At 46.3% G+C, this 22,084-nt stretch carries 28 protein-coding genes; 26 read left to right on the top strand and 2 right to left on the bottom strand.

All coding sequences use genetic code 11. The annotated features are described in order from the left end of the window. Positions 1–299 precede the first annotated feature (299 nt). The 24 genes from AACY98_RS01870 (at position 300) to AACY98_RS01755 (ending at position 19,926) form a co-directional block, all read left to right on the top strand. Entirely contained in the window at positions 300–1,610 is a 1,311-nt protein-coding gene (locus tag AACY98_RS01870; RefSeq protein WP_339800821.1) for a DUF5623 domain-containing protein, read from the top strand. A 49-nt stretch (positions 1,611–1,659) separates the two neighbouring features. Then, a complete protein-coding gene (locus AACY98_RS01865; protein WP_339800818.1) occupies positions 1,660–2,727 on the top strand; it encodes a hypothetical protein in 1,068 nt (355 codons plus the stop codon). 264 nt (positions 2,728–2,991) lie between these two features. Next, a complete protein-coding gene (locus AACY98_RS01860; RefSeq protein WP_339800816.1) occupies positions 2,992–4,998 on the top strand; it encodes a DNA topoisomerase III in 2,007 nt (668 codons plus the stop codon). A 677-nt stretch (positions 4,999–5,675) separates the two neighbouring features. Further along, complete coding sequence (locus tag AACY98_RS01855) at positions 5,676–6,377, top strand: hypothetical protein (RefSeq protein WP_339800814.1); 702 nt, start codon at positions 5,676–5,678, stop codon at positions 6,375–6,377. Positions 6,378–6,496: 119 nt separating this feature from the next. Continuing rightward, positions 6,497–6,775, top strand: coding sequence for a hypothetical protein (locus AACY98_RS01850; RefSeq protein ID WP_339800813.1), 279 nt, complete (start codon positions 6,497–6,499; stop codon positions 6,773–6,775). Between the two features lie 284 nt (positions 6,776–7,059). Then, complete coding sequence (locus tag AACY98_RS01845) at positions 7,060–7,326, top strand: hypothetical protein (protein WP_339800812.1); 267 nt, start codon at positions 7,060–7,062, stop codon at positions 7,324–7,326. Positions 7,327–7,413: 87 nt separating this feature from the next. Further along, positions 7,414–7,746, top strand: coding sequence for a hypothetical protein (locus AACY98_RS01840; RefSeq protein WP_339800810.1), 333 nt, complete (start codon positions 7,414–7,416; stop codon positions 7,744–7,746). A gap of 171 nt (positions 7,747–7,917) precedes the next feature. After that, a complete protein-coding gene (locus AACY98_RS01835; protein WP_339800808.1) occupies positions 7,918–8,235 on the top strand; it encodes a hypothetical protein in 318 nt (105 codons plus the stop codon). Between the two features lie 387 nt (positions 8,236–8,622). Then, positions 8,623–9,264 carry a DUF3577 domain-containing protein gene (locus tag AACY98_RS01830; protein ID WP_339800806.1) on the top strand — a complete coding sequence of 214 codons (642 nt, stop codon included), beginning with the start codon at positions 8,623–8,625 and terminating at the stop codon, positions 9,262–9,264. Positions 9,265–9,354: 90 nt separating this feature from the next. Beyond that, complete coding sequence (locus tag AACY98_RS01825) at positions 9,355–9,567, top strand: DUF6900 domain-containing protein (protein ID WP_339800804.1); 213 nt, start codon at positions 9,355–9,357, stop codon at positions 9,565–9,567. 72 nt (positions 9,568–9,639) lie between these two features. Beyond that, positions 9,640–10,407: a DNA adenine methylase gene (locus tag AACY98_RS01820; RefSeq protein ID WP_339800803.1), complete on the top strand. Its 768-nt coding sequence runs from the start codon at positions 9,640–9,642 to the stop codon at positions 10,405–10,407. A gap of 108 nt (positions 10,408–10,515) precedes the next feature. Continuing rightward, entirely contained in the window at positions 10,516–10,899 is a 384-nt protein-coding gene (locus AACY98_RS01815) for a hypothetical protein (RefSeq protein ID WP_339800801.1), read from the top strand. 17 nt (positions 10,900–10,916) lie between these two features. Next, a complete protein-coding gene (locus AACY98_RS01810; protein ID WP_339800800.1) occupies positions 10,917–11,234 on the top strand; it encodes a hypothetical protein in 318 nt (105 codons plus the stop codon). A gap of 262 nt (positions 11,235–11,496) precedes the next feature. Continuing rightward, positions 11,497–11,898: a hypothetical protein gene (locus tag AACY98_RS01805; protein WP_339800799.1), complete on the top strand. Its 402-nt coding sequence runs from the start codon at positions 11,497–11,499 to the stop codon at positions 11,896–11,898. Positions 11,899–11,964: 66 nt separating this feature from the next. Then, on the top strand, positions 11,965–12,609 hold the full coding sequence (locus AACY98_RS01800; RefSeq protein ID WP_339800798.1) for a hypothetical protein: 645 nt from the start codon (positions 11,965–11,967) through the stop codon (positions 12,607–12,609). An 88-nt stretch (positions 12,610–12,697) separates the two neighbouring features. After that, on the top strand, positions 12,698–13,348 hold the full coding sequence (locus AACY98_RS01795; protein WP_339800795.1) for a hypothetical protein: 651 nt from the start codon (positions 12,698–12,700) through the stop codon (positions 13,346–13,348). A 125-nt stretch (positions 13,349–13,473) separates the two neighbouring features. After that, positions 13,474–14,022 (top strand): PilL N-terminal domain-containing protein, encoded by a 549-nt coding sequence (locus AACY98_RS01790; protein WP_339800793.1) that lies wholly within the window; start codon positions 13,474–13,476, stop codon positions 14,020–14,022. Further along, the gene (locus tag AACY98_RS01785; protein WP_339800790.1) at positions 14,019–14,708 is read left to right on the top strand and encodes a hypothetical protein; all 690 of its coding nucleotides are present in this window, start codon (positions 14,019–14,021) and stop codon (positions 14,706–14,708) included. Before AACY98_RS01790 ends, AACY98_RS01785 begins: the two co-directional genes overlap by 4 nt. A 53-nt stretch (positions 14,709–14,761) precedes the next feature. After that, positions 14,762–15,424 carry a TIGR03759 family integrating conjugative element protein gene (locus AACY98_RS01780; protein ID WP_423817507.1) on the top strand — a complete coding sequence of 221 codons (663 nt, stop codon included), beginning with the start codon at positions 14,762–14,764 and terminating at the stop codon, positions 15,422–15,424. Beyond that, the gene (locus AACY98_RS01775; RefSeq protein ID WP_339800784.1) at positions 15,421–16,011 is read left to right on the top strand and encodes a lytic transglycosylase domain-containing protein; all 591 of its coding nucleotides are present in this window, start codon (positions 15,421–15,423) and stop codon (positions 16,009–16,011) included. The genes AACY98_RS01780 and AACY98_RS01775 overlap by 4 nt, the downstream gene beginning before the upstream one ends. Continuing rightward, a complete protein-coding gene (locus tag AACY98_RS01770; protein ID WP_339800781.1) occupies positions 16,008–16,520 on the top strand; it encodes an integrating conjugative element protein in 513 nt (170 codons plus the stop codon). Before AACY98_RS01775 ends, AACY98_RS01770 begins: the two co-directional genes overlap by 4 nt. 4 nt (positions 16,521–16,524) lie before the next feature. Continuing rightward, on the top strand, positions 16,525–18,738 hold the full coding sequence (gene traD, locus AACY98_RS01765; protein WP_339800778.1) for a type IV conjugative transfer system coupling protein TraD: 2,214 nt from the start codon (positions 16,525–16,527) through the stop codon (positions 18,736–18,738). Continuing rightward, positions 18,731–19,477, top strand: coding sequence for a TIGR03747 family integrating conjugative element membrane protein (locus AACY98_RS01760; RefSeq protein WP_339800775.1), 747 nt, complete (start codon positions 18,731–18,733; stop codon positions 19,475–19,477). Before traD ends, AACY98_RS01760 begins: the two co-directional genes overlap by 8 nt. A gap of 17 nt (positions 19,478–19,494) precedes the next feature. Continuing rightward, positions 19,495–19,926 carry a hypothetical protein gene (locus tag AACY98_RS01755; RefSeq protein ID WP_339800772.1) on the top strand — a complete coding sequence of 144 codons (432 nt, stop codon included), beginning with the start codon at positions 19,495–19,497 and terminating at the stop codon, positions 19,924–19,926. Here the strand turns inward: AACY98_RS01755 and AACY98_RS01750 are convergent. Next, the gene (locus tag AACY98_RS01750; protein WP_339800771.1) at positions 19,871–20,854 is read right to left on the bottom strand and encodes a hypothetical protein; all 984 of its coding nucleotides are present in this window, start codon (positions 20,852–20,854) and stop codon (positions 19,871–19,873) included. The two genes, AACY98_RS01755 and AACY98_RS01750, sit on opposite strands and share 56 nt — an antisense overlap. 88 nt (positions 20,855–20,942) lie before the next feature. Then, complete coding sequence (locus AACY98_RS01745; RefSeq protein ID WP_339800769.1) at positions 20,943–21,332, bottom strand: H-NS histone family protein; 390 nt, start codon at positions 21,330–21,332, stop codon at positions 20,943–20,945. 138 nt (positions 21,333–21,470) lie between these two features. Between AACY98_RS01745 and AACY98_RS01740 the strand changes: the two genes are divergently transcribed. After that, on the top strand, positions 21,471–21,821 hold the full coding sequence (locus tag AACY98_RS01740) for an RAQPRD family integrative conjugative element protein (RefSeq protein ID WP_339800767.1): 351 nt from the start codon (positions 21,471–21,473) through the stop codon (positions 21,819–21,821). Beyond that, positions 21,818–22,057, top strand: coding sequence for a TIGR03758 family integrating conjugative element protein (locus tag AACY98_RS01735; RefSeq protein WP_339800765.1), 240 nt, complete (start codon positions 21,818–21,820; stop codon positions 22,055–22,057). Before AACY98_RS01740 ends, AACY98_RS01735 begins: the two co-directional genes overlap by 4 nt. Positions 22,058–22,084: the final 27 nt, after the last annotated feature.

Genomic DNA, 22,084 nt, shown 5'->3' with positions numbered 1-22,084 from the left:
ATAACCGGCAATTCACTGCCAGCACAAGCGGATGTGTCATTAGTACATCCGCTTTTTTATTTTATTATCACTCCATGTTGCAGTGGCTACAACCATCGTTGGCAATACATTCAGTTCTATCTGATCATCAAAAATTTATGGTATACTCATAAAAGGTGCTTCTAGCAGAAGCCTGCTACCCGTCATTGCAAAGCTGTTGACAGCACTGCTAATTCAAACTTTCTCTTTTCGCACATGTCATGTTCTAGTTCGAGAAGCGGTAGACGGGTGACGTTTCGTCATGAACAAGGAGAACAGTCATGTTGACTAAAGTCATTAAACCGTCTACCTTGGACGGCATTAAACGCCTAGCCAGATCGCTCAAAGTCGAGCGGAATATCCAACACACCTTAGCTTTAGATCTCGCTGCACAGGCAGCTGGATTCCAGAATTTTCGCCATGCGAAAAATGAACTGCGCACAGAACCTAAAACTAAACATCCTCCTTTTGGCCACTGCATATTTTTGACCGCTTATTGGAAGGACCGTGAGGAAAGTGGTCGTGAGACGCTGGCTATCTGGCTGTCCGCTCCATGGAGTGATTTGATAACGCCTCATCAGCTCCAGAACCATCGCGCATTGAAAAATTTCCTCGCAGAGGGGCCAGACCATCTTGCACGCCAATATGTACACAGTACGCAAACTGAAGCCCGTCGCTCGGTGTGCTCCGCTGCGCGTACCATGCAATTTATGGATGCAACAAAACTGCGTCCATCTAAAAGCCATAGCCGCGCTTATCCCAAAGGCCGTTCGATCAACGCCATCCCTGGTTGTGATCACTACAGTATCTGGTATGACCGCGAGACGAAGCGCTATCTGTTCGCGGATGAGCCTTATGAAAAAGCCGCCAATAGCAGGATTATTAAACGTGAACAATGGGCTCAGCAACATGGTTTCGTCATTGTTAAGCCCAAATGGGCTGGTATGTACGCACCAGATATCGGCTCACGTCTTTATCTGATTGCTGACAGCATAAAGGGAATTCCGCTGCAACCCATCGCTGCCGCGCTGGATAAATTACCTACGCCCATAGTGGAAAGTACATGGAGCGGCGAATCCGCACCTATGCTTCCACTCTATGTGAGCCCCGGCACCCTCGCGAAAGCTGTAGTTGCAAAGAATGAACCCAAAACGCCAAGAAGATCGAATAGTGAGCGCAATTCGGTCGGTTATGTGCGAGCTTTTGTCGGCCCGCAGCACCGTCCAAAGGCTCGTATGTCAATCGAGATGCACGCAGAAGTTGGTCGACTGCTGAAATCTGTATTGTTGGACACCTATCATCGCAAGGGAGTCTACAACCGTGTAGATGCAATTCGAAGTGAACTCGACGAATGGATACAGCGGGAATACAGTCCTGCTGAACTGCCGAACGAACAGTTTTTCGAGTTGTACTATCGCGATTCTGGCTCGACATTCTCACGTTCACTGACTGAAACCAAGCGTAAGCAGCATATGGAAAGTCTTGCGCAGGTGAGGAAAATCTTGAGTGAACACTATCCTGATTGCCCACCGTTACGGATGCTTCTGAAGAAGACGGATGCCGCTGTCAAGTCGTTGCAAAACTGGAGGTGATGGATTGGTAGCGACGCGCATGCGCGTCGCTCAATGAAACTGAAAAAACATGAGCAACAATAATAATCTTATTTTTATCGCAAAACCATTTTCCTACTTTGACCGCAAAGGTGAATGCAGTTTTCCTAGCCCAGATTTCATTCATTCCAATGCAAAGCAAGGCATTGATACCACTCTGGTTTTAGATGCAAATATTTGCCTGAGCCTTTCCAACTACGCACGAGGTCAAAAAGACCCTATCAAGGAATCTATATCCCGTCAATTCTTGTTGGCAGTCGAGTTGACCAAAGTGAGTGTCGTTCCGTACTTTGGTTGCCTAGAATTGGCATCATCCCGCGGCAGCGATCAACTCAATACAATCAAGCTCTCAAGCATTGCATCGAATGTTGCACGTGCATTGACACAAAGTGAAGAATCGCTGGCATTGGGCTGTAAGGCATCTACTCGAATTGCTGACGAGTTGGAGATGACTGACAAGTCTTTATCAGTATTATTTCCAATACTGTGTTATGCGTACTGTTGTTTTTTGAAGATCTTTGAGATTCGCTCACGAGGGTTCTTAAAAGATCGTGCAGTAAAACATTTCATCGAATTTTTCGATTGGTGCGAAAACATGGAGTGTCATATAGCCCTGATTTCACAAGCAGCGTTCGCTTTGTTCGGCGGGACCAAAGAAGCTGATAAACTTCTGAGTTTGCGAGAAGGCAAGACACCACTCGATGCAGCGTGGGGTGCTGCCTGGGATATCTTTCATTGTTGGATGGTGCAAAACTATTTGCCAACACTGCCAGTGAACGGGTTCCAACAGCATTCCATTTTTGTCACTGATGACACTGCAGCAGCCTATGTTGCTGGCCAGTGCTTGCCCCATGCAATGTTTCTCAATGGTGGCGAGCCTTTTTTATCTGCATCAGCTACGAGCTACAACTTCCCATTCTATATAGACAAACAAGAACGCCTTAATCAACTTTTAAAGGAGAGAAATTCGAGGCAATTCAATCGCATACTTTCCAACGTATTTAACGCCAGCAAAATTAATCACACTCGTGTCCAAACTGAAATCGAGCTATTGGAGAACACGATCATGTCTACTTGGGAAGGCTCCGTACCAGCATAGTAATACAAGTTCACTCATTAAGGGACGTCTAAGTAAATCCTGCATAAACAACAAGCTCTCAACCAATTGCTCTCGCACAGCAACGATCCATGCCTCCCGGCACAATACACACTCATTGTTGACACAGGTCACAACGCATAAAGCTAATTGCCTAAGCACAAGCAGCCATACCGAAAACTGCTTGTGCTCATTTCGGTTAATTTCGCTATCTAATTGAACACACTGCGATCCTTGGGTTTTAGCGAACTCGATAAGGAAAAGCCAGTGCGTTTATTTTTATGTGAAAAACCCTCTCAAGGCAAAGATATTGCAAAAGTCATCGGTGCCACTCAACGGGGTGAGGGGTTCATTGCTGGTCATGGCGTTACGGTCACCTGGTGTATTGGACACCTGCTTGAAACAGCACCACCCGAATCCTACGATCCGGCATTCAAAAAATGGGCACTGGAACATTTGCCCATCCTTCCTGCTACATGGAAGGTTGAAGTCAAGCCTGCTGTTTCCAAACAGTTTCATGTCATCAAAAAATTGCTACAAAAAACCACGGAACTGGTGATTGCAACCGACGCTGATCGCGAGGGGGAAATGATCGGGCGTGAAATTGTCGACTTCTGTGGCTACCGTGGCCCCATAAAGCGCCTGTGGCTGTCGGCACTTAATGATGCGTCGATCCGTAAGGCACTTGGACAATTAAAGTCTGCAGAAGAAACGTTACCACTGTACCACGCTGCTCTCACCCGCTCCAGAGCTGACTGGTTGATCGGCATGAATCTGAGCCGTCTGTTTACGCTGCTTGGCAAAAATGCTGGTTATCATGGTGTATTATCAGTGGGTCGCGTGCAGACTCCGACCCTGGCTTTAGTCGTTCGGCGCGACCGCGAGATCAGCAATTTCGTACCGGTTCCATTCTGGAGCATTGAAGCCAAACTGTCAGCCAATAACCAGCGTTTCACCGCACAGTGGATCGCTCCGGCTGATTCGACGGATGATGCAGGCCGATGTATCCAGCAGACCGTTGCACAGGCAGCCCACCATACCATCAAATCTGCTTCGCATGCTGTTGTAAAGAAGGTGCAAACCGAACGGTTGCGTGAAGGTCCACCACTGCTGTTTGACCTTGGTACACTGCAGGAAATCTGCTCGAGACAACTCGGACTGGATGTGCAGGAGACGCTCGATATTGCCCAGGCTCTGTATGAAAAATATAAAGTCACCACCTATCCACGTACCGACTGTGGCTATCTGCCGCAATCCATGCTTGCCGAGGTGCCTGCTGTCATGCAGGCCATATCCAGAACCGACCCATCCATTCAGCCGCTTCTGGACAAGCTGGATCTGTCACTGCGCTCCCGCGCATGGAACGATGAGAAGATCACAGCGCACCATGGTATTATTCCGACAATGGAACCGGTCAACCTGTCGGCGATGAATGACAAAGAACTGGCTGTCTACAAACTGATTCGCACTTATTACCTGGCGCAGTTTCTACCAAACCATGAATATGACCACACTGTTGCTGAATTTGATTGTGCGCAACATTCTTTACGTGCCAGCGGCAAACAGATTGTAATCATGGGCTGGCGTAGCGTTTTGGTAGATCAGGACAATGAAGAACACTCTCCAGCATCCCAGATATTACCGCCATTGTCGGATGGCATGCAATGCACAGTCACCGACACTGAACTCAAGTCGCTCAAAACCATGCCGCCCAAGCCTTTCACGCAAGGAGAACTGGTTAAGGCAATGAAAGGTGTAGCGAAGTACGTGAGTGATCCGCGTTTGAAGCAAATACTGAAAGAAACTACCGGAATCGGCACAGAAGCCACGCGTGCAGGCATCATCAAGGGTCTGCTGGCCCGAGGCTATTTGGTCGCCAAGGGACGCTCTGTACGGGCCTCGGATGCGGCATTTACATTGATTGATGCGATCCCTCAAGCCATTGCCGATCCCGGTCTGACTGCCGTGTGGGAACAAGCGCTTGGCAGCATCGAACAAGGCCAGATGACCTCAGAAGCCTTCATTGCCAAACAAAGCGCATGGATTGACCAACTGGTCAAACAATATGCTGCCTCCAGCCTGTCAATCAAACTGCCCGATAGTCCAGCCTGCCCGTTGTGCAAATCCGCGATGCGCAGGAGAAAAGGCAGGAACGGCGATTTTTACTCATGCACGCAATATCCTAATTGTTCTGGCTCAATGCCCATTAATGGTCAAAAATCAGGCAAGCGTCAAAAGAGTCCGAGTCGTTTCCCAAAAACTACTGACTCATAAGATTTTGCCCCCCATTGGGGACATGCCAGCGCACCTCCACCCTCCGCATTGGTGCGCGACTGCCTATACCAACATGGCAGCAGGAAGGATTTTAATTCACTGCTGAAAAGCATTTATTTTTTAATTGTGCGCCCTTGACGGGTTTCCTGGTGCTTTACTGTCCAGTGAGGTACCCGGAAACCCGTCAGGGTTGCAAGTAATCAGGGCCAGTACCCGCTGGCGAAACAATCGGGTTCCATTTGTGAGCGGATGCCCGCCTGCAGTTACAGGCTTAAACCACGATAAAAGCCTGATGAGAGCTGAATGAGGATAGGTTCTACCGACGAGCGATTCCATCAAACGGTCCATGTGTGGTTAATTGTTCAAAGCCGGGTTTCCCCGGCTTTTTTTCGTCCCGGTACTGATATCTGCCGCAGCCAAAATCACTGTCACTACTATAACGATAACGGCATATTTTATCAATGCATTAAGAATTGATTCTGCTTTTATGGCCTATACACCAGCAACATTCATAAAAATACAACCATGCTCTGCTGGTTGTTGACCAGCGACATCCCAGGCAGCCAAGACCTTTAAGGCTGCGGTCCGAAACATTCGGGTTGCTCATTTTTTATCAATCACTGCAAAAGCACCAATCCGCAAGGGCTGGTGAGTCAGCACTCATTTTAGGAGCTAATATGGCAAATTATTACATCACAGGACATGGCGTTATTGTTCTAAATAAAGTTACGCCGGTTATCAATGCACTCTTCAAAACATACAGGATCGGCCCTTTTGATGAGTCGGAAAGTGCTGCTTGCATCACATTTATTTCCGATGAGCATCTGCCGGATTGGGATGAGGTTCTGGCAGGTTTAAAAGCGTTAGCTGAGGATCGTCATGTGGATATGTCACAAAACACTGATAACTCAACTAGCGGCTTTCTGACATCCCTTACCAGGCATTTTAATAAAACCGACAACGACCCAGGTGTGCAAAAACTTAAAACCTATTCGTTCAGCGGTACACCAGAACTCGATATTTTATTCAGGCTTGCTTCACTTTTTGATGACGGCCACAACATTGAAAGTATCCAATATCATGAATACTGGTTCAGCGACAAAGTTCGGGCTGGTGAATTCAATGGCATGGGTAAATTCATCAGCCACGAACTCACTTGTGAATTTGACACACAACAGGTGGTAGATCTTGGTACATGCCTGCACACAGCCGTTTGTCAAAACAAGCCGGAAAGCGCAGCACAGAAACTCTTTAACGAAATCCAGGGTATTTTGCGCGGCATTCACAACTCGGAAAATCGCACGCTTATTCAAAAGAGTCTGGCAGACCTTTTACAAGCTGATGAAAAAAGCAACGGCAATAAAAGCCATCAAACATAAGTCTGTAATGCACTTCTGCACTCCACTTGACAGTGTTTGGCTGCTTACTAATCCATGGCTCCTTTTTGGGAGCCATTTTTCACAATATTTTTAATCTTTAACCTAACAGAAGAATTTAAATGATCAATATCAATGATATTAAATCCATCGCTAAATATACCCACCATACCTCGGAATTTGAGCAAGACGGTAGATCTTACCTTCTCAACAAATCCTTGACTATGGCCATCAATTTGACAGCAGGCACTTTTTTTGAAGCACTCCCAGGCTCCTTTGCCGAAGTTTTAAAAATTAAATACAACACTGAGAAAAACAACTTTCTGTTTCTTATCTTGATCAAGGAAAAATCAGGCAAAAGATACTTGCTTACCAGGAGGATGTATGGATCGCCTGGATAGATGAGGTGTAATACAAACATATCACCAAGCCCTTCTTTTGAAGGGCTTTTTCTGTTCCTGAAAACTGCACCGCTGCATTTTGCTTATTGCTCCAAATCCAGACTCAATTACATGAAGATGGAGCCAGTTGTGCTGACCGTGGTTGGCAACACTCCCAGGCAGTCGAGATCATCAGGACTGCGATCAGCAGCAAGTTGATTGATCATTTTCTATCAAACAATTTTTTAACCCTTTGGGGCAAAGCCCCGATAGGTGCTGCGCTCCATTAATTTTTAGGAGATTTCATGGATTCAATTGAAATGAACGTAGACGTTTATATAGACGTTGGCGAATTTTTTAATAAACTTGATGATGAACCGCTCATTGAGGAAATCAGAAACCGGGGCTATCAGGTTATTGCTGATAGCCCAAAACCCGATGATCCGGAATATATTCAAACAGCAGCAGAATGCGTGTTGCCCATTGTTGACCTTTTCAAGACCGAAGAAAACCGACCCGAAGGTATCAAACTGGTCAAAGCCATTTTGACACGTGTCATGTCTTTTCTTTAAATCATCAAAAATTCATTAATCCGGCTGGATTGCTCTAATCCTACCGGATATGAGCGATCTGCCATATCAAAGAAAGATACTGCGACCATGAATAATAGCTCACCCATCTTATTAATCGAAACTCAGTTGAGCGAAGAGGCCGGGGAACACATGAAAATTGTTCTTCCTGCCAATGTCAGTCTCGATTTGCGTAATATCAAAAACGACATCTTGCTTGAAGAGATGCGCAGACGTGGTTACTTCCTCAGTGTTTATGATCCTGAGGACATCAATCACACGAAGTTTATCCATGAAACGACCACTCGCTTCTTTGAAGTTTTAACGCTTTTTGAAGCTCGTGACATCAACAAGGCTTCTGAAAAACTCGGAATGCTTGTCGATGATGTTTTGGACCGCTTTTTGCACAGAAGCGCTGCATAACTGAGTTTTTTGTTTAACCCAATGGGAAATCATTTCCTATTGGGGAGATGGTTTCTCTTTATCTATAGGAGAAATCAAATGACAGATTAAATCTTTAATTTCATCACATTTTTAATCAGAAAACCTCCTGGTTTTATAGGAGGTTCTAATTTTTTATATTGGAGATATTTTATGTCTAACATGAATCACGGGTTTATTGTTACCACCTACCCAGAGGTGGAAAATGAGCATGCACATGCATACGAATTCATCAATGAAACTGAATTTTATTATTTCGTCGAAAAAAGTAGTGCAGAAAAAACGCAATTGAGAGAGCGTCCCAAAGACAACAAAGAAGCACTAGCGATCCTGTTCAAATCTATGCGTGTTCGCTTTTGCATCGTCTACTGGCAGCAATACCAGCGTATTAATAATTGGACGGATGCATTTACTGCTGCCGCTCAAAGGTTGGGCTGGTTACATCCTGTAATTGATTTTCCAGATGATTAATAACAGTATGACCTGTTAGTTATATCATTGAATGGATAACTTAAACCTCCCGGCCAAACCGGGAGGTTTTTTATGGAAATCTGCTCTTGCCCATATCGCTTTCAAGTGGATAAGTCAAAGTTTTTAAATAACAATGAAAAACATGTAACGCCGCTGAGTCGGCAACATGCCCAGGCAGCCAGGATCATTAGGGCTGCGATACAGATGTTTATCTGCATTGATCCATCCAGTCCGTTCTCAGCATCCGACACGCGGACGATCATCTGAAATGATGAAGGATGTCATTTTTATTTCTACGGTCATATGACCTTCTTTAACCCTTGCGGGAGATAACTCTCTCCCGCAAGGGTGAAGTATCTCCGCTGTCAATCATTGGAGATATATATTATGAACAGAGGAAACAATTCAAATTCATCCAACCAGCCTAAAAGGCGGAATAATTGGGTCACCGCTGGTATTGCCGCAATGGCTTATCTGCAAGATTTTAAAATCATCAAGACAGGTGATAGCCCCTTTATGGTGTGTGACTTCAAGGTTCTTGAAAACACCAGCAAAGGTCGCTTCTATCACCGTTTCAGTTGTTACGTCATTGGTGAAGAGGCGCAAAACCTGCTTTGGGATCTTGAGCAGGACGTAGACGAGAAACGTGAAATCCTGATGGGTGTTTTGATGCGTGGCATGACGCCAAGCATTTTTCAACACCAAAAAGGTGATCGCACAGGCCAGACCGATGTCAGCTTCCAATCCAATCTGATGTATATCGACTGGATTCGTGTTGATAAGGATGAAATCTACAAGGTCCGTCCTGAAGACCGTGAAGATGATCAGCGCCTTTCTATTCCTCAGTACAGTGACAACAGGAGAAATGATAACAACTCCGGCCATGGTCGTGCTGATAATCAGAACTACGAGGAAGAGCCCCAAGAACCTCGTCGGGAGCAACCATCTCGCCGTTCATCTAGAGCACAGACTTCACGTTCTTCTTCCAGAAACAGCAGTGGTAATTCATCGAATCGCCATCGCAACTGAAAATGATTGATCGCACAATCCATCATTTTTTGTAATCCATGGGATTGGTTCTGATCATCAGAGCCAATCCCGTTTTTTAAAGGATCAACCATGAGTCAATCATCAAAACAAAGTAGCGTTAACCTTGATAGGGAAGAAACGATTCTGGGAATTGCAAAAAAATATTTTCGTGTTGAAACACTGAAATCCCGTGGTCTTGACAGTCTGGATTTCTATGACGTCGCCGTATGGAGCATTCAAAGCGCACTGACGGATGCTTATAACGCCGGTCAGGATTCCGTCAGAAAAAAGCGTCAGAAGTAGGATCGCTTTTTTTATCTCAGTTGAGGAAGTAATCATGGAAAGTAACTTCTTTGTTATCGGAGAAGTTTAAACATGACCAAACCCATTGTTCCGTGGATCGGTGGCAAACGCCGTTTATCCAACATCTTGCTCCAGCGGATACCACAACATAGATGCTATGTCGAGGTATTCGCCGGAGGAGCTGCAATTTATATGCTCAAGGAACCGTCAAAGACGGAAGTTATCAATGACATCAACGGTGAGTTGATCAATCTGTATCGGGTTGTGCAACGCCACCTTGAGGAGTTCGTTAAATCGTTTCGGTGGATGCTCAGCAGTCGCCAGTTGTTTCATTGGCTTCAAGACGCCAATGTCGAATCGTTGACCGATATTGAACGGGCGGTGCGTTTTTATTATCTGCAAAAGCATGCCTTCGGAGCCAAGGTATCCAGCCAGAATTTTGGTACTGCAACAACAGACCGAGCTCCAATCAATCTGCTGCGGATTGAGGAATCCCTGAGTTTAGCGCACTTGCGATTGCAAGGAACCTATATCGAGCATCTGGATTGGAAAACCTGCATCAAGAAGTATGACCGTCCTCATACGTTTTTTTATCTTGACCCTCCTTATTGGCAAGTGGAAGGATATGGGGTTGCTTTTCCGTGGGACGAGTATGTCGCTTTGAAAGAAGCGATGCAAACCATCCAGGGCAAATGCATCCTCAGCATCAATCATCATCCAGAAATTTGTGACCTGTTTTCAGCGTTCAGAAACGAGTCCGTTCAGATCGACTACACAGTCGGCGGATCGCAGGCAGGCCAGGTCAAGAAGGCCAAAGAACTGATTATCTATAACTGGTAATTCTTTTTTACCGGCGTACTGATCATATTGCGTTATCGCGCAATGTTGATGGGTACGCTTTTTTTCAACTGAATCGAAAGATTCAATTTTTTATTTCAAGGAGTTTTTATGAGTATCACTTTACATTTATCCGAAGGATACAAAGACGAGGAACAGTGGGCAATGAGCTGGTCTGATGAAGTCGAATCCGACCCACCTGTGGATGGACCAATGATCCAAGGTATCCGGTGCATTCGCTTTGATCAGACATCCATCGTTTTTTATTTTGAAAGCGATGATACCCTCAAAGCAGCAAAGGAACTGACTGGCTGGAGCGAAGAGTGTGATTCAACTACTGCTGAAAAATCGCTCAGAGCCACATTTATCGGTGATCACATTGAGTTTTACCACGATCCGGGCATCATGCTTGAAGCCCATCACATCAGATGCTTCGATCAGTATGGAGATGTACGGAGAGTATTCTTTTTCAAATGGGAATTTATCTACGAGTAACCAAAAAGGAGAAAAACATGACTTTTATCGTTGCCTCTTACCCGCTTGATGAGAATGTAAATCCTCGTGGGGTAAGTATTTTTGAAGATGAATCACATTTCATTAAACATGTTCAGTCGCTGAAGAAAGAATACAAACTGGACATGCCAGCAAGTTCATTGCATGAAGCTGTTTTTATATACAACAAAATTTATGGCTACTCTCATTGTCTGGTATCTAAAAGCGACTATCAGTCGAGTAAACAGTGGTCGACAGACTTCATTGAAGCAGCACGCAGCCTTGGCTGGTACCACGCTGATCTTGACTGGATATATAAACCGATGGCAGATAAATAATGATCCATTGATTTAAGCCACTTTTATACTTAAAAGCCGTTTCACCTGAAATCGGCTTTTTTTCTATCCGTAAGCCAGCACACCCCATCATTGGAGCATGTTCAGCTGACGTTGTCAGCAACTGCCCAGGCAACCGACATCTTTAAGGTTGCGGCCTGGTTCACCCAGGCAGATGCTTTTTTTTCAATTAATTCACCACCCGGCAGGGATATCTCCCTGCCAGGGAGTTACTCCGGCCATTTATATATGGAGAACTATTCTCATGAATTGGATTTTATTTGCAACCAGCACAACTGAAGTTGTGCATGAACTGCTACGGCCCAAAAAGACAGCGAATGTTGATATCTGTGTTCTTGATTTCACACCCGCTGTTGGCGGTCTATTTTGGTCAATCAATCAGGTAACAGCCAGAAATGATTCTCCCTTGTGGCACCTTGCTGCAGGTCAATCAAAAAAGATCATTGTAAGCAATCTGATTGAGCATGTTGATGCTCATTGGGGATATCAACAGATCGAAGAAGCATTTCACCCTTCTTACTATTCGTGTCCTTTGGCATATCTGGACAAAGTTCCAACTGCATCGGATAAGTGGCGAAACAAAGTCCGGTTGTTTCACGCACAACGTTGTGAAACACCAAAAACTTTGTGTTCATTTGCCATGTAAATCAAAGAGATTTTATTCATTCACTGATCGCTTTTGCGACCATATTTTCATTATCAGGAGATTATCATGTCTTTAAATATTGATTTTTTTCATACTTTTCAAAACCCAACTACAACCGGAAAGTTTATTAGCCCTAAGAAGCTAACCGTTTGTAACATTGGTGCCACGAAATATCAAAATGGCGATATTTCACTTCATTTCAAATGTAACGATGCACTAACACTTGCTCATGAAAAAACCGGATGGTTGCCTATCGAAAACGGAGCAGGTAATCATTGGCACGGGTTTATATACCTCTCATTCATATATCATCAAAAGCTGCACAAATTGATTGCTCTGATTGATTCATTCAAAAGACAAATCGTGAACAGTCCTGTATTTTGTCTATCCCATCAAAATGCAGGGCAGAAATTACATATGCGCCTGTTCACAGACTGCACAAATCAGAAATGTTGTGCAAATTCCAGCGTTATCACAATTGAAAACATCTCTGCGCTGAAATTCCATCTTGGTTCTTACTATCTGGAATTTGACGATATCAAGGCATTTCAAAAGTGCCAACAGCAAACGGGTTGGGAAACTGACATTGAAAAACATTTCAGGGTATACCTTCCTGAAACCCGTACCTGGAGTACGAAACAATGCCAGATCAGCGTATTTCGTGATGATGTAGAGGTTTTATACAACAATTTTGAGCTCATTTCTCAGTGAAATAGCCCATAACTTTTTTATTCCCCGCAGGGTAAACACCCTGATGGGATGTTTGCCCTGTATTTCTTTAATAAGGAGCAAACACATTATGTCACTTTATATGAACATCTTCCATGGTCGAACCTGGGATCAGGATCAAAAGCAGTCTTATCTCAAAGGCGATGGCTGGGGCTCACAAGGCCCGCGTTTAAACAATATCCATGCGCTCCGTTATCAGCGCGACAATCTGCATTTGTTTTACGCTTCACCTGAACAGCTTGTTCAGGCCAGTTGTGAAACCGGCTGGGCAATTATCAGTATGCCGCCTTTTGGCACATCTGATAACTGTTTGCAGACACATTTTCTTGACAGCAGGGATGATCTGCTGGGTTGCTATGACCGTGAGTTAAACCAGATGGTCTATTATGGCGACTTCAATATTGAACACCAGGATCATTGCCTCCTGAAAATGAGTCTTAAAATGGACGATCTCTATGGCAAAGGTTTTCCCGGGCATATACGAGAGCTGACACTGGAGAAGATTACTGATCTGCATTTTACCTACGGCACGTACACTGTCTGGTTTGACAATGAAACTGCCTGCCATAAAGCCAGGGTACTGACCGGGTGGCGTAGCGGAGCCGATGATGTCAGTCTTGTACTGCCAGTAAGCCCAATTCGCAATACAGTACTGGTTCAATCACAATGCTATGATGGAGAGTCATTGTTATACGAATATTTCGAACTATCCTCTACCTAATAGCACATCAACCCCCGGCTTATGCCGGGGTTTTTCTTTGAGAAAAAGCATTCTCGAAAAGAAATCAGCATATTTCTATTTTGCTTTATTTCACTGCTAACCTCACTGGTTTGTAAAGATCACTCATGGTTTTTATTCAATGGGAGCAAACAGTGATCCGCATTCATTCTTTTTTCAAACCGGCAGCATGCCTTTTTACGATGCTGCTGATCCTTTTCCTCACGGCATGTCAGACAACCCCACCGGCTAAAACATCGAAAGTGGATAAAACCTGTCCGCATTTGGATACTTCCCCTGTACAGGTTGTCCGCTATGGACGATATACGCTGGTAGAACTCATGCCTGAACAGGAACAACACGATCTGATGGCACAGGTTGTCGATGTAACCATGCCATTGTCCCAGGGCATGTCCGAAACAACCGTTGGCCAGGCCATCCGGTATGTGCTGCTGCGTTCAGGCTACCAACTGTGCGATGCCCTCAACACATTTGACGCGCTGCCGCTACCGCTTGCACACACCCATTTAGGGCCAATGCAATTACGAGATGCGCTAATGGTGCTGGCTGGTCCTGCCTGGGAATTAAACATCGATGAGATGGCCAGACAGGTTTGCTTTGTGTCAAGGTTGGATAGCCTGAGGGTCAAAAACGAAAAAGCGGAGAGCGTGCAATGATCCAACTTCCCGAACTCAAAAAACCCTCCAAACTGCACTATGTGTTCTTCGCGGTATCAGTCGTTTGGCTTTTTACACTTACTATCGCACATTTCATTCACAAAGATCAGTTGACCGTACTTGAATCCGGAATTAACGATTCACAAAACACAGCATTGATCCAATCACTGCAGGCCAGGCAAGTCGATCTCATCGAGCAGCTGGAAAGCATTATCGTCAACCTCAGCGACGAGCAGGCAATTACTGCCTCCCAACTACAGGAGCTCTCCCGTTTGGTTGATCAGCGTTTTGCAGACATTCAATCACGCTTGCAAAACAATCAGCCCGATCTTTCGATACTCCACGAAAGACTCGACAAGCTCGACGAACAAATTATCCAGTTATCTAAAAAGCAGCAAACCCCTCCTGTTGAAAAGGCTGCACCGCCAAAAGCATCACGAAACAACGTCAAGCCACAAAACCCGAGCTCCCCATCATTCCTGTTGATCGGCTCGGAGCTCAGGGGTGGCGAACGATTACTCTGCGTAGTTCCCAAAGCAACGCCTGCGCTATCAAACGCACGCCCAATCCGTGTTGGTGAAACCGTAGATGGCTGGACATTGCAGGAATTTGATGGTCGCTTGGCAACTTTTGAGAACCAAGGCCAGATCCGCAAACTGGTTGTACCCATGGGAGAACATCCATGAAAACATTGTGGCAAACACTTTTGTGCCTTATCACGGGTCTGTGTTTTTTCAGCATGACCCACGCACAGCAGCTCTCACAGCAACCGATCCAACAGCATTTTACCCCCGTCCAAAACAGCCAAGCCACTCAAGCACAGGTCAAAGGTGAGGAATGGGGACTTATACCTGAAGAATGGCAGCGTTACGAGGAACTGATGAACGGTCCTCGTGGCCTGTATTCTCCGGGTATTGATCCGCTTACTGCATTAGGTATTGAGGCACGTTCTGATGAAGAACGCCGCTACTATGCCGAAAAACAGGTCCAGGCCGAAGCTGCTCGTGTACAAAAAGAGCTCGCCTATCAGCACGCCTACGATGCTGCCTGGAAGCGGCTCTATCCGACGTTACAGCCAGTCACTGATTTGTCCGATGGCATCACCACAATCACTGGCGATGGACGCCTAGCTGTCTTTGTGAAAGAAAACTGCCTGCCCTGCGACCAGCAGGTCAAACACCTCCAGGCAAAAGGCCAGTCTTTTGATGTCTACCTGATTGATAGCCAAGGAGATGACACCACAGTACGCCGCTGGGCATCCAAAGTGGGTATTGATGCTGCCAGGGTGCGCTCAGGCAGCATTACACTCAATCACGACGCAGGCCGCTGGCAACTGCTTGGTGTTGGCGGTGAATTGCCTGCCGTAGTAAAAAATGTTCAAGGAATGTGGGTTCGTCAATGAAACCCCTTCTCTTCCTTTTATTGCTGTATAGCCTTGGAACAGGTACTCAAAATACCAAAGCACAAGCGCAGGAAATCCCACCGCCTGCCTATCAGATCGCCGCTGCTCATACCGAGATTCCTGCCACAGTACTTTATGCCATCGCCTTGCAGGAAAGTGGCAGGTCCGTCAATGGCAAACATCGCCCATGGCCCTGGACACTCAATATCTCAGGCCAGGGATATTACTTTGATACACAGGAAGCTGCCTGCTCCAGATTGACCACAACCCTCAAAACCACATCAGCCAAACGTATCGATGTGGGCCTGGGGCAGATTAATGTGGGTTATCACTCTCACAGAGTCGAGAAACCGTGTGATTTGCTTAATCCCTATGTGAATCTGGCACTCGCCGGGCAAATACTGGCTGAACAACACCGCCCCGGTCAGGATTGGCTCATCACGATGGGTAAATATCACTCCCCTGCCAACGGGGCTGCCGCTGCGCGGTATCGGGCAGCCATTCAAAGACACTATGCCCAACTACTACCGCAACAGCCACCCCAACGCCAATCATCTTTATCCAAACCACTGGTCGTGCTGAAATGAAACACTTTTGCCTTTCCCTTTTACTGTTATTGTCCGTAACCTGTATAAATGCCCAATCATTAACCGTTGTTGGGGACTATGGTGGCAGGTCTGCTTTACATTATTTTGACGCTATCGGCATAGTCCCGGATACACCTGCGCCTGCTTCCTCACACCAACCGGCACAAGTTTTTCGAGCGGACGAATCCTTCGTGTTACCGATAAGCTCCAAGCGCCTGACACCTGGGCCGGTTACCCCCCGAAGAATCAATGCGCCCGGTCTGTTGCCGTTCTTTTTGATTGGCGATGATGAACTGTCCCGAAAATGGCTGAAAGAGCGCAGTAGCATGTTGCGTGAATTGGGAGTATTCGGTCTGGTGGTCAATGTGGATTCCATGGACAGCCTGTCTCAGCTGCGCCAACTGGCTCCAGAAATCATACTTTCCCCTATCCCCGGTGACGATCTGGCCGCACGCTTGCAATTGTCGCATTATCCGGTACTGATTACATCATCCAGTATCGAGCAGTAACACTATGGCGCAGGATCAGTCTATTGAAGTCTTGCTGCGGCCAGCAGTCGAACTTTACACGGTCGCGGTCTGTATCTGTGCGGCATTTTTGTGTATTGCCGCACCCTGGGCACTGGCACTATCCCCTGCTTTTGGCGTTACCGCTGCCGCTTTGCTGCTGACATTTGCAGGTATCCGGCTTCGTGATGCCTGGATCATTCTGCGCTACCGACGCAATATTCGCCGTCTGCCCAAATACGCGCTGACCAGCAAGCAAATTCCAGTGAGCAACCAGCGGTTGTTTATTGGTCGAGGGTTTCAGTGGGGACAGCAGCACACACATCGCCTGGCACAGACTTATAAACCGGAATTTCGTAAATACGTGGAAATGCCCGTCTATTGGCATGGTGCCAGACGCTTTGAGGCAAAGCTGGAGTTTTCACCGAAATACATTGCATGGCTGACAAAGGTTACGCGCTGGGACAATCCACTGAACCTGGTCAGACCATTGCCACCCGTTGGCGGTATGCCCCGCTTGCATGGCATTGAACCCAACGAAGTCGATGTCACCCTGCCGCTGGGTGAGCGTGTCGGGCATACGCTGGTACTGGGTACGACTCGCGTTGGCAAAACCCGGCTGGGTGAACTTTTCGTAACACAGGATATCCGGCGCGCAGAGACAACGATTTTTATTGATCCCAAGGGCGACGCTGACATGCTGATCCGCATGTACATCGAAGCCAAACGCGCCGGTCGGGAAAACGAATTTTACATCTTTCACCTGGGCTGGCCGGAAATCTCGGCACGGTACAACGCGGTCGGACGGTTCGGACGTATATCTGAGGTTGCCAGCCGCATTTCCGGTCAGCTTTCTGGTGAAGGCAATTCTGCAGCGTTCAAAGAATTCGCCTGGCGCTTCATCAATGTGATTGCCCGCGCACTCGTGGAACTTGGCCACCGCCCTGACTACCTCCAGATACAAAGGCATGTCATCAATATTGACGAGCTCTTTATTGAATACGCACATCATTATTTTTCCCAGCGCAACTCAAAGGCATGGGATGCCATCGTACAGATCGAAGCCAAGATCAATGAGAAGAACATGCCTCGCAACATGATTGGCCGGGAAAAGCGCGTTGTTGCCCTTGACCAGTATCTGACACAGGAACGCATTTATGACCCAATTCTCGACGGACTGAAATCAGCTGTGCGGTACGACAAAACCTATTTTGACAAAATCGTTGCGAGTCTTTTACCGTTACTGGAAAAACTGACTACTGGCAAAATTTCACAGTTACTGGCTCCGAATTATTCGGACCTTAATGATCCCCGCCCTGTTATAGACTGGATGCAGGTCATTCGCCAGCGAGCCATTGTTTATGTCGGACTGGATGCCTTGTCCGACACCGTGGTGGCTTCTGCCGTTGGCAACTCCATGTTCGCCGATCTGGTCTCTGTGGCTGGCCACATCTATAAATTCGGATTGGATGATGGTTTGCCTGGAAATAACCCTCACGTCAAAGTACCAATCAATGTCCATGCCGATGAGGTCAACGAACTTATGGGCGATGAGTTTCTGCCCATGATTAATAAAGGCGGCGGCGCGGGTTTACAAATTACAGCTTATACCCAAACGATGAGTGATATCGAAGCAAGGATCGGCAGCAGACCCAAGGCCGGTCAGGTATTGGGTAATTTCAATAATCTGATCATGCTGCGCGTGCGGGAGACAGCAACGGCTGAACTGCTTACAAAACAGTTGCCCAAGGTTGAAGTCTATAGCTCACTTCTCATGAGTGGCGCAACCGATACATCCGATCCCACCGGCAACACCTCTTTTACCAGCAATACCGTCAACCGCATTACGGCAACCAGTGTCCCGATGCTAGAACCCTCGCATATCGTTGGCCTGCCTAAAGGACAGGCATTTGCACTGCTCGAAGGAGGGCAACTCTGGAAAATCCGTATGCCGCTACCGGCAACCGATCCAGGGGAGGAAATTCCCAAAAATATCCAGTCCCTTGCCAACTATATGAGAGAGCAATATGTCGAGTGCGGACGCTGGTGGGAGCAGCAGATATTACCGTCACTTCATAGTGAAAACCTGCCTGCCGATTTGATCGAGGATTTTAAACATCTGACTGGACAAGAGGCAACACCAGCGCAAGCCGATGAAGCGGGTATCTATCAGGTCATGTCGCCAGACCTTTCGGCCACGGAAGAAGTCGAGCATGGCTGATGCCACCGACACTGCTCAATCGCAGCAGGCCAAACCCAAAACCTTTATCGGAAAGATGCTCGGTCTGCCATTGACTGTATTCGGGATTCTGTGTGCCTCACTGGTACTGTCCATTCTTGTGGAAATCCTCGGGATGCATCTGTTTTGGAAAGATCAGGGCTATAAACACGCACAGAACATGTTTTATTACGAGGTGCAACAGTTTTCGCAAACATATACCGAAAGCATCCTGATCTCTGAGCCTGTAGAAAAAGTCGGCTGGCTTTTGAATCAGGCGTATGAATGGCTGTTTATTCGCACAGGACTGACCGAACAGGCCAAAGCCATCGTAACACCCACTGATATGGATAGCGCCCGCAAACTACGTTTCAGGGAGTATGTGGCACTGGCTTATGGATATATACAGGATGATGTACTGGCTGCGGCATACACCACGCTGACATTCATGGTGAGAACACTGGTGATTATGTTCAGTCTGCCGCTGATGCTGCTGGCAATCATTGTCGGCCTCATTGACGGACTGGTTAAACGTGATATCCGGCGCATGACTGCCGGATATGAATCCGGCTTTATCTACCACCGCGCAAGAACTTTTTTGATTCCATTTCTCGTTCTACCATGGATGGCATATCTGGCAATGCCATGGAGCATTTCTCCGATACTGGTGTTGCTACCCGGTGCCATGCTGCTTGGCACTGCTGTCAATATTACCGCAGCAAGTTTCAAACGATACCTTTAATTTTTATTATTGAAGTCATGATGAAAAGCCAAAACATCAAATTCATTCGGGATACCGAATGCCTGGATGGCGATTTTTCGAGCCGCTGTGATTGCGCTGAGTGGATGAGTGCGTTTGGAGCATATGTTAAATCCAGACTGAACACATTTGAAGTGAGGGTGGATGCTTACTATCACAGCGGAAATCTTTATCTCACCGTGGACTCATATAACCTCGCCACGAAAGATTCCATTGCCTCAACCATTGTTATCAACCGGGGATGCATTGATTTGGGTAATCCGCAAGATGACCAGCAGGATATCGCCTTACCCGGATTAGTTGATGGCTTTTTCTTTATCAAATCGTTATTGAATATAGCGCAAAACGCTAATACGCCTACCTCGTCTACTTCACCTATTCCCCGGATTCATCTCCAACAGGGGCTGTGGGTTTCTTTGAGGGACAGTTAAGTCGCATGGTAAAGTGAGATAGATGTTTAAAATCCACGCTATACCCCTTCTCCCCTTTTTTAAGACCCCCAATCCAGTAAATTGTGAAATAAGGATTGAGCCCATCGTTTACCATTTCCTGCATTTGATCGATATCCCGGTTAAAGCGTTTTGCAGGCCGATAACTTTGGATATCATCTTTTGATATGTATAAACTGATGTTTTCCCCATCTTTTTTGTCTATCAAGTTCAGCGCAAAGCCGTCTCCATACCGTTTGTAAAGACGCGCACCACCATGATAAACAGCAAATCCGTCCACAAGACCATACTGTATATGTCTGAACAGACTTCTGAAATTGATGGTGCCAGCACCACCGGATATGGACACTTCCTGTACATCGAGTAAATTCTGGTCTTTTAACCCTAAAAAGCAACTCACCAGAGAGTCCAGATTTCTGGTGGTAGCACCAGCTTGTTGTGCATATTCTTTTCTGGCACCCAGCCTTTTCTTGCGATCAACAATGGCTCTGATTTTCTTTAATTCATCATCTTGCAGCGTATCGACAGTCGGCTCTTTTTCAACATCGGGAATAATAAAATGACTGATCAGCCGCGTATTAATCGCCTGCAGTTGTGCAGCCACCCTGCTGGGGCGGGTGTTTGCAGTTGACTCTGTATCCTCTTGCTGCAATGCCTCATCCAACTCCATCCATTCACACTGCTCTGAATGTGTATCCCATATACGGAAATGCGGGCTTTTAAGAGGTGTATCTTCTGCAACCTTGTTGTGATTGATTGCCAAGACCCTCACACCGTAGTTTCTGCAAACCGGATCGGTACACAAAAAATGAAATTTGCTGACCTTGTCCTGCAGGGCAAACTCTACACATGCCTGTTCAATATCAACTTCCCTGCCTAGCTCTTCACAGTAGGCTTTATCGATCCTCATGCTCTCTCCACTACTTTATCAGGCAATCCTTTGTGAAAATAATCTTTCTACACTTCTTGCATTGGAACGGTTTGCCAACATCACATTGTTATTTTTTCCCAGGGCGGATTTTCAATTTTTCTATATCCTTGCCCTGCTCAATCCAGGCCATAACCCACTCGGGCTTTCTGCCACGTCCTGACCAACTTTTGCCTGAATCTGTCCGATGAAAATATACCGGCCTTAACGGTTTTTTAGACTGTTTTACCCCGCTCGTCTTTTTGGCTCGTTTTGCTGTTTTTAGAATTTGTGCGCCCATAGTCTCCTCAAGGCTTATTAATTCTTTAAATGCCACACCTTCTTTGGCACAGAGCATTTTTATTTCCGCTAAGAGATGCTCTTGTTTAGACTGACAGGTTCTTTTTTTAATCTCACTGAGAATGATCTCGTGGAATAGTTTCAGTTCGGACAGGTCTAGTTTCGAGATACTATCAGGCATTTTATGTTTTCCTCAAGTGGATGAATGACTCGATAATTTTATATCAAAGAAAACCGTCTGTATCAAAACCGCTTTTATTAATCCCCTGATGACCATCCTAATCGAACATCGGTATATCTTCACTTCACCAATGAAGTTATGCCTAAATTATTTTATTGTTTAAAACTCGCCATTGCAGTTCTATTTACCGGGCTGCTCCATGTTCAAGTACATGCACAACCAGCAGATTCAAACGAACACGCACAGCTGGCCTTATTCGTGCGGCAACTAAACACACTGGAGCGCATCGCAGATGAAAGCCATGCCCTCTCGCAGCACCAGGACAGTCGCTACCATTTCGACTATCAGCGACTGCATGAGGATATACAGCGTATCCGCAGTGGCATCCATGACTACCTAAGACCCCAGCGGGCACAACCCCGTGATCCGGTTGAGATCAGCGCTCACTACATCACCGAACACGTCAATAACGTGAGAGGCCAGCCATGAGCCTTTCTACTGACCAGCTGAATGCCTTCAAGGTCAATGGCGGTTTTGAGCCAGATGCCGTGGCCACGCTGCTCTTATGCGTCGTATTTGTCGTGCTGCTGGTGTGGGGTATATGGGCAATCCGCTCTGCCTACTCCTGCTGGGCAGTCAACGACCTTTCCCATAAAGAATTCGCGCTCGTCGTCGTGCGTTTTGCATTGATGTATCTGGTGCTTACTTTTCTTTTGCTTTCATGATTTTTCACTCACAAAGGTACATCCATT

This window comes from Saezia sanguinis (assembly GCF_963921665.1).
GTDB classification, from domain to species: Bacteria; Pseudomonadota; Gammaproteobacteria; order Burkholderiales; family Burkholderiaceae_C; genus Saezia; species Saezia sanguinis.
Note: the sequence above shows the minus strand (reverse complement) of the source record. Positions and strands in the feature narration are given on the sequence as shown.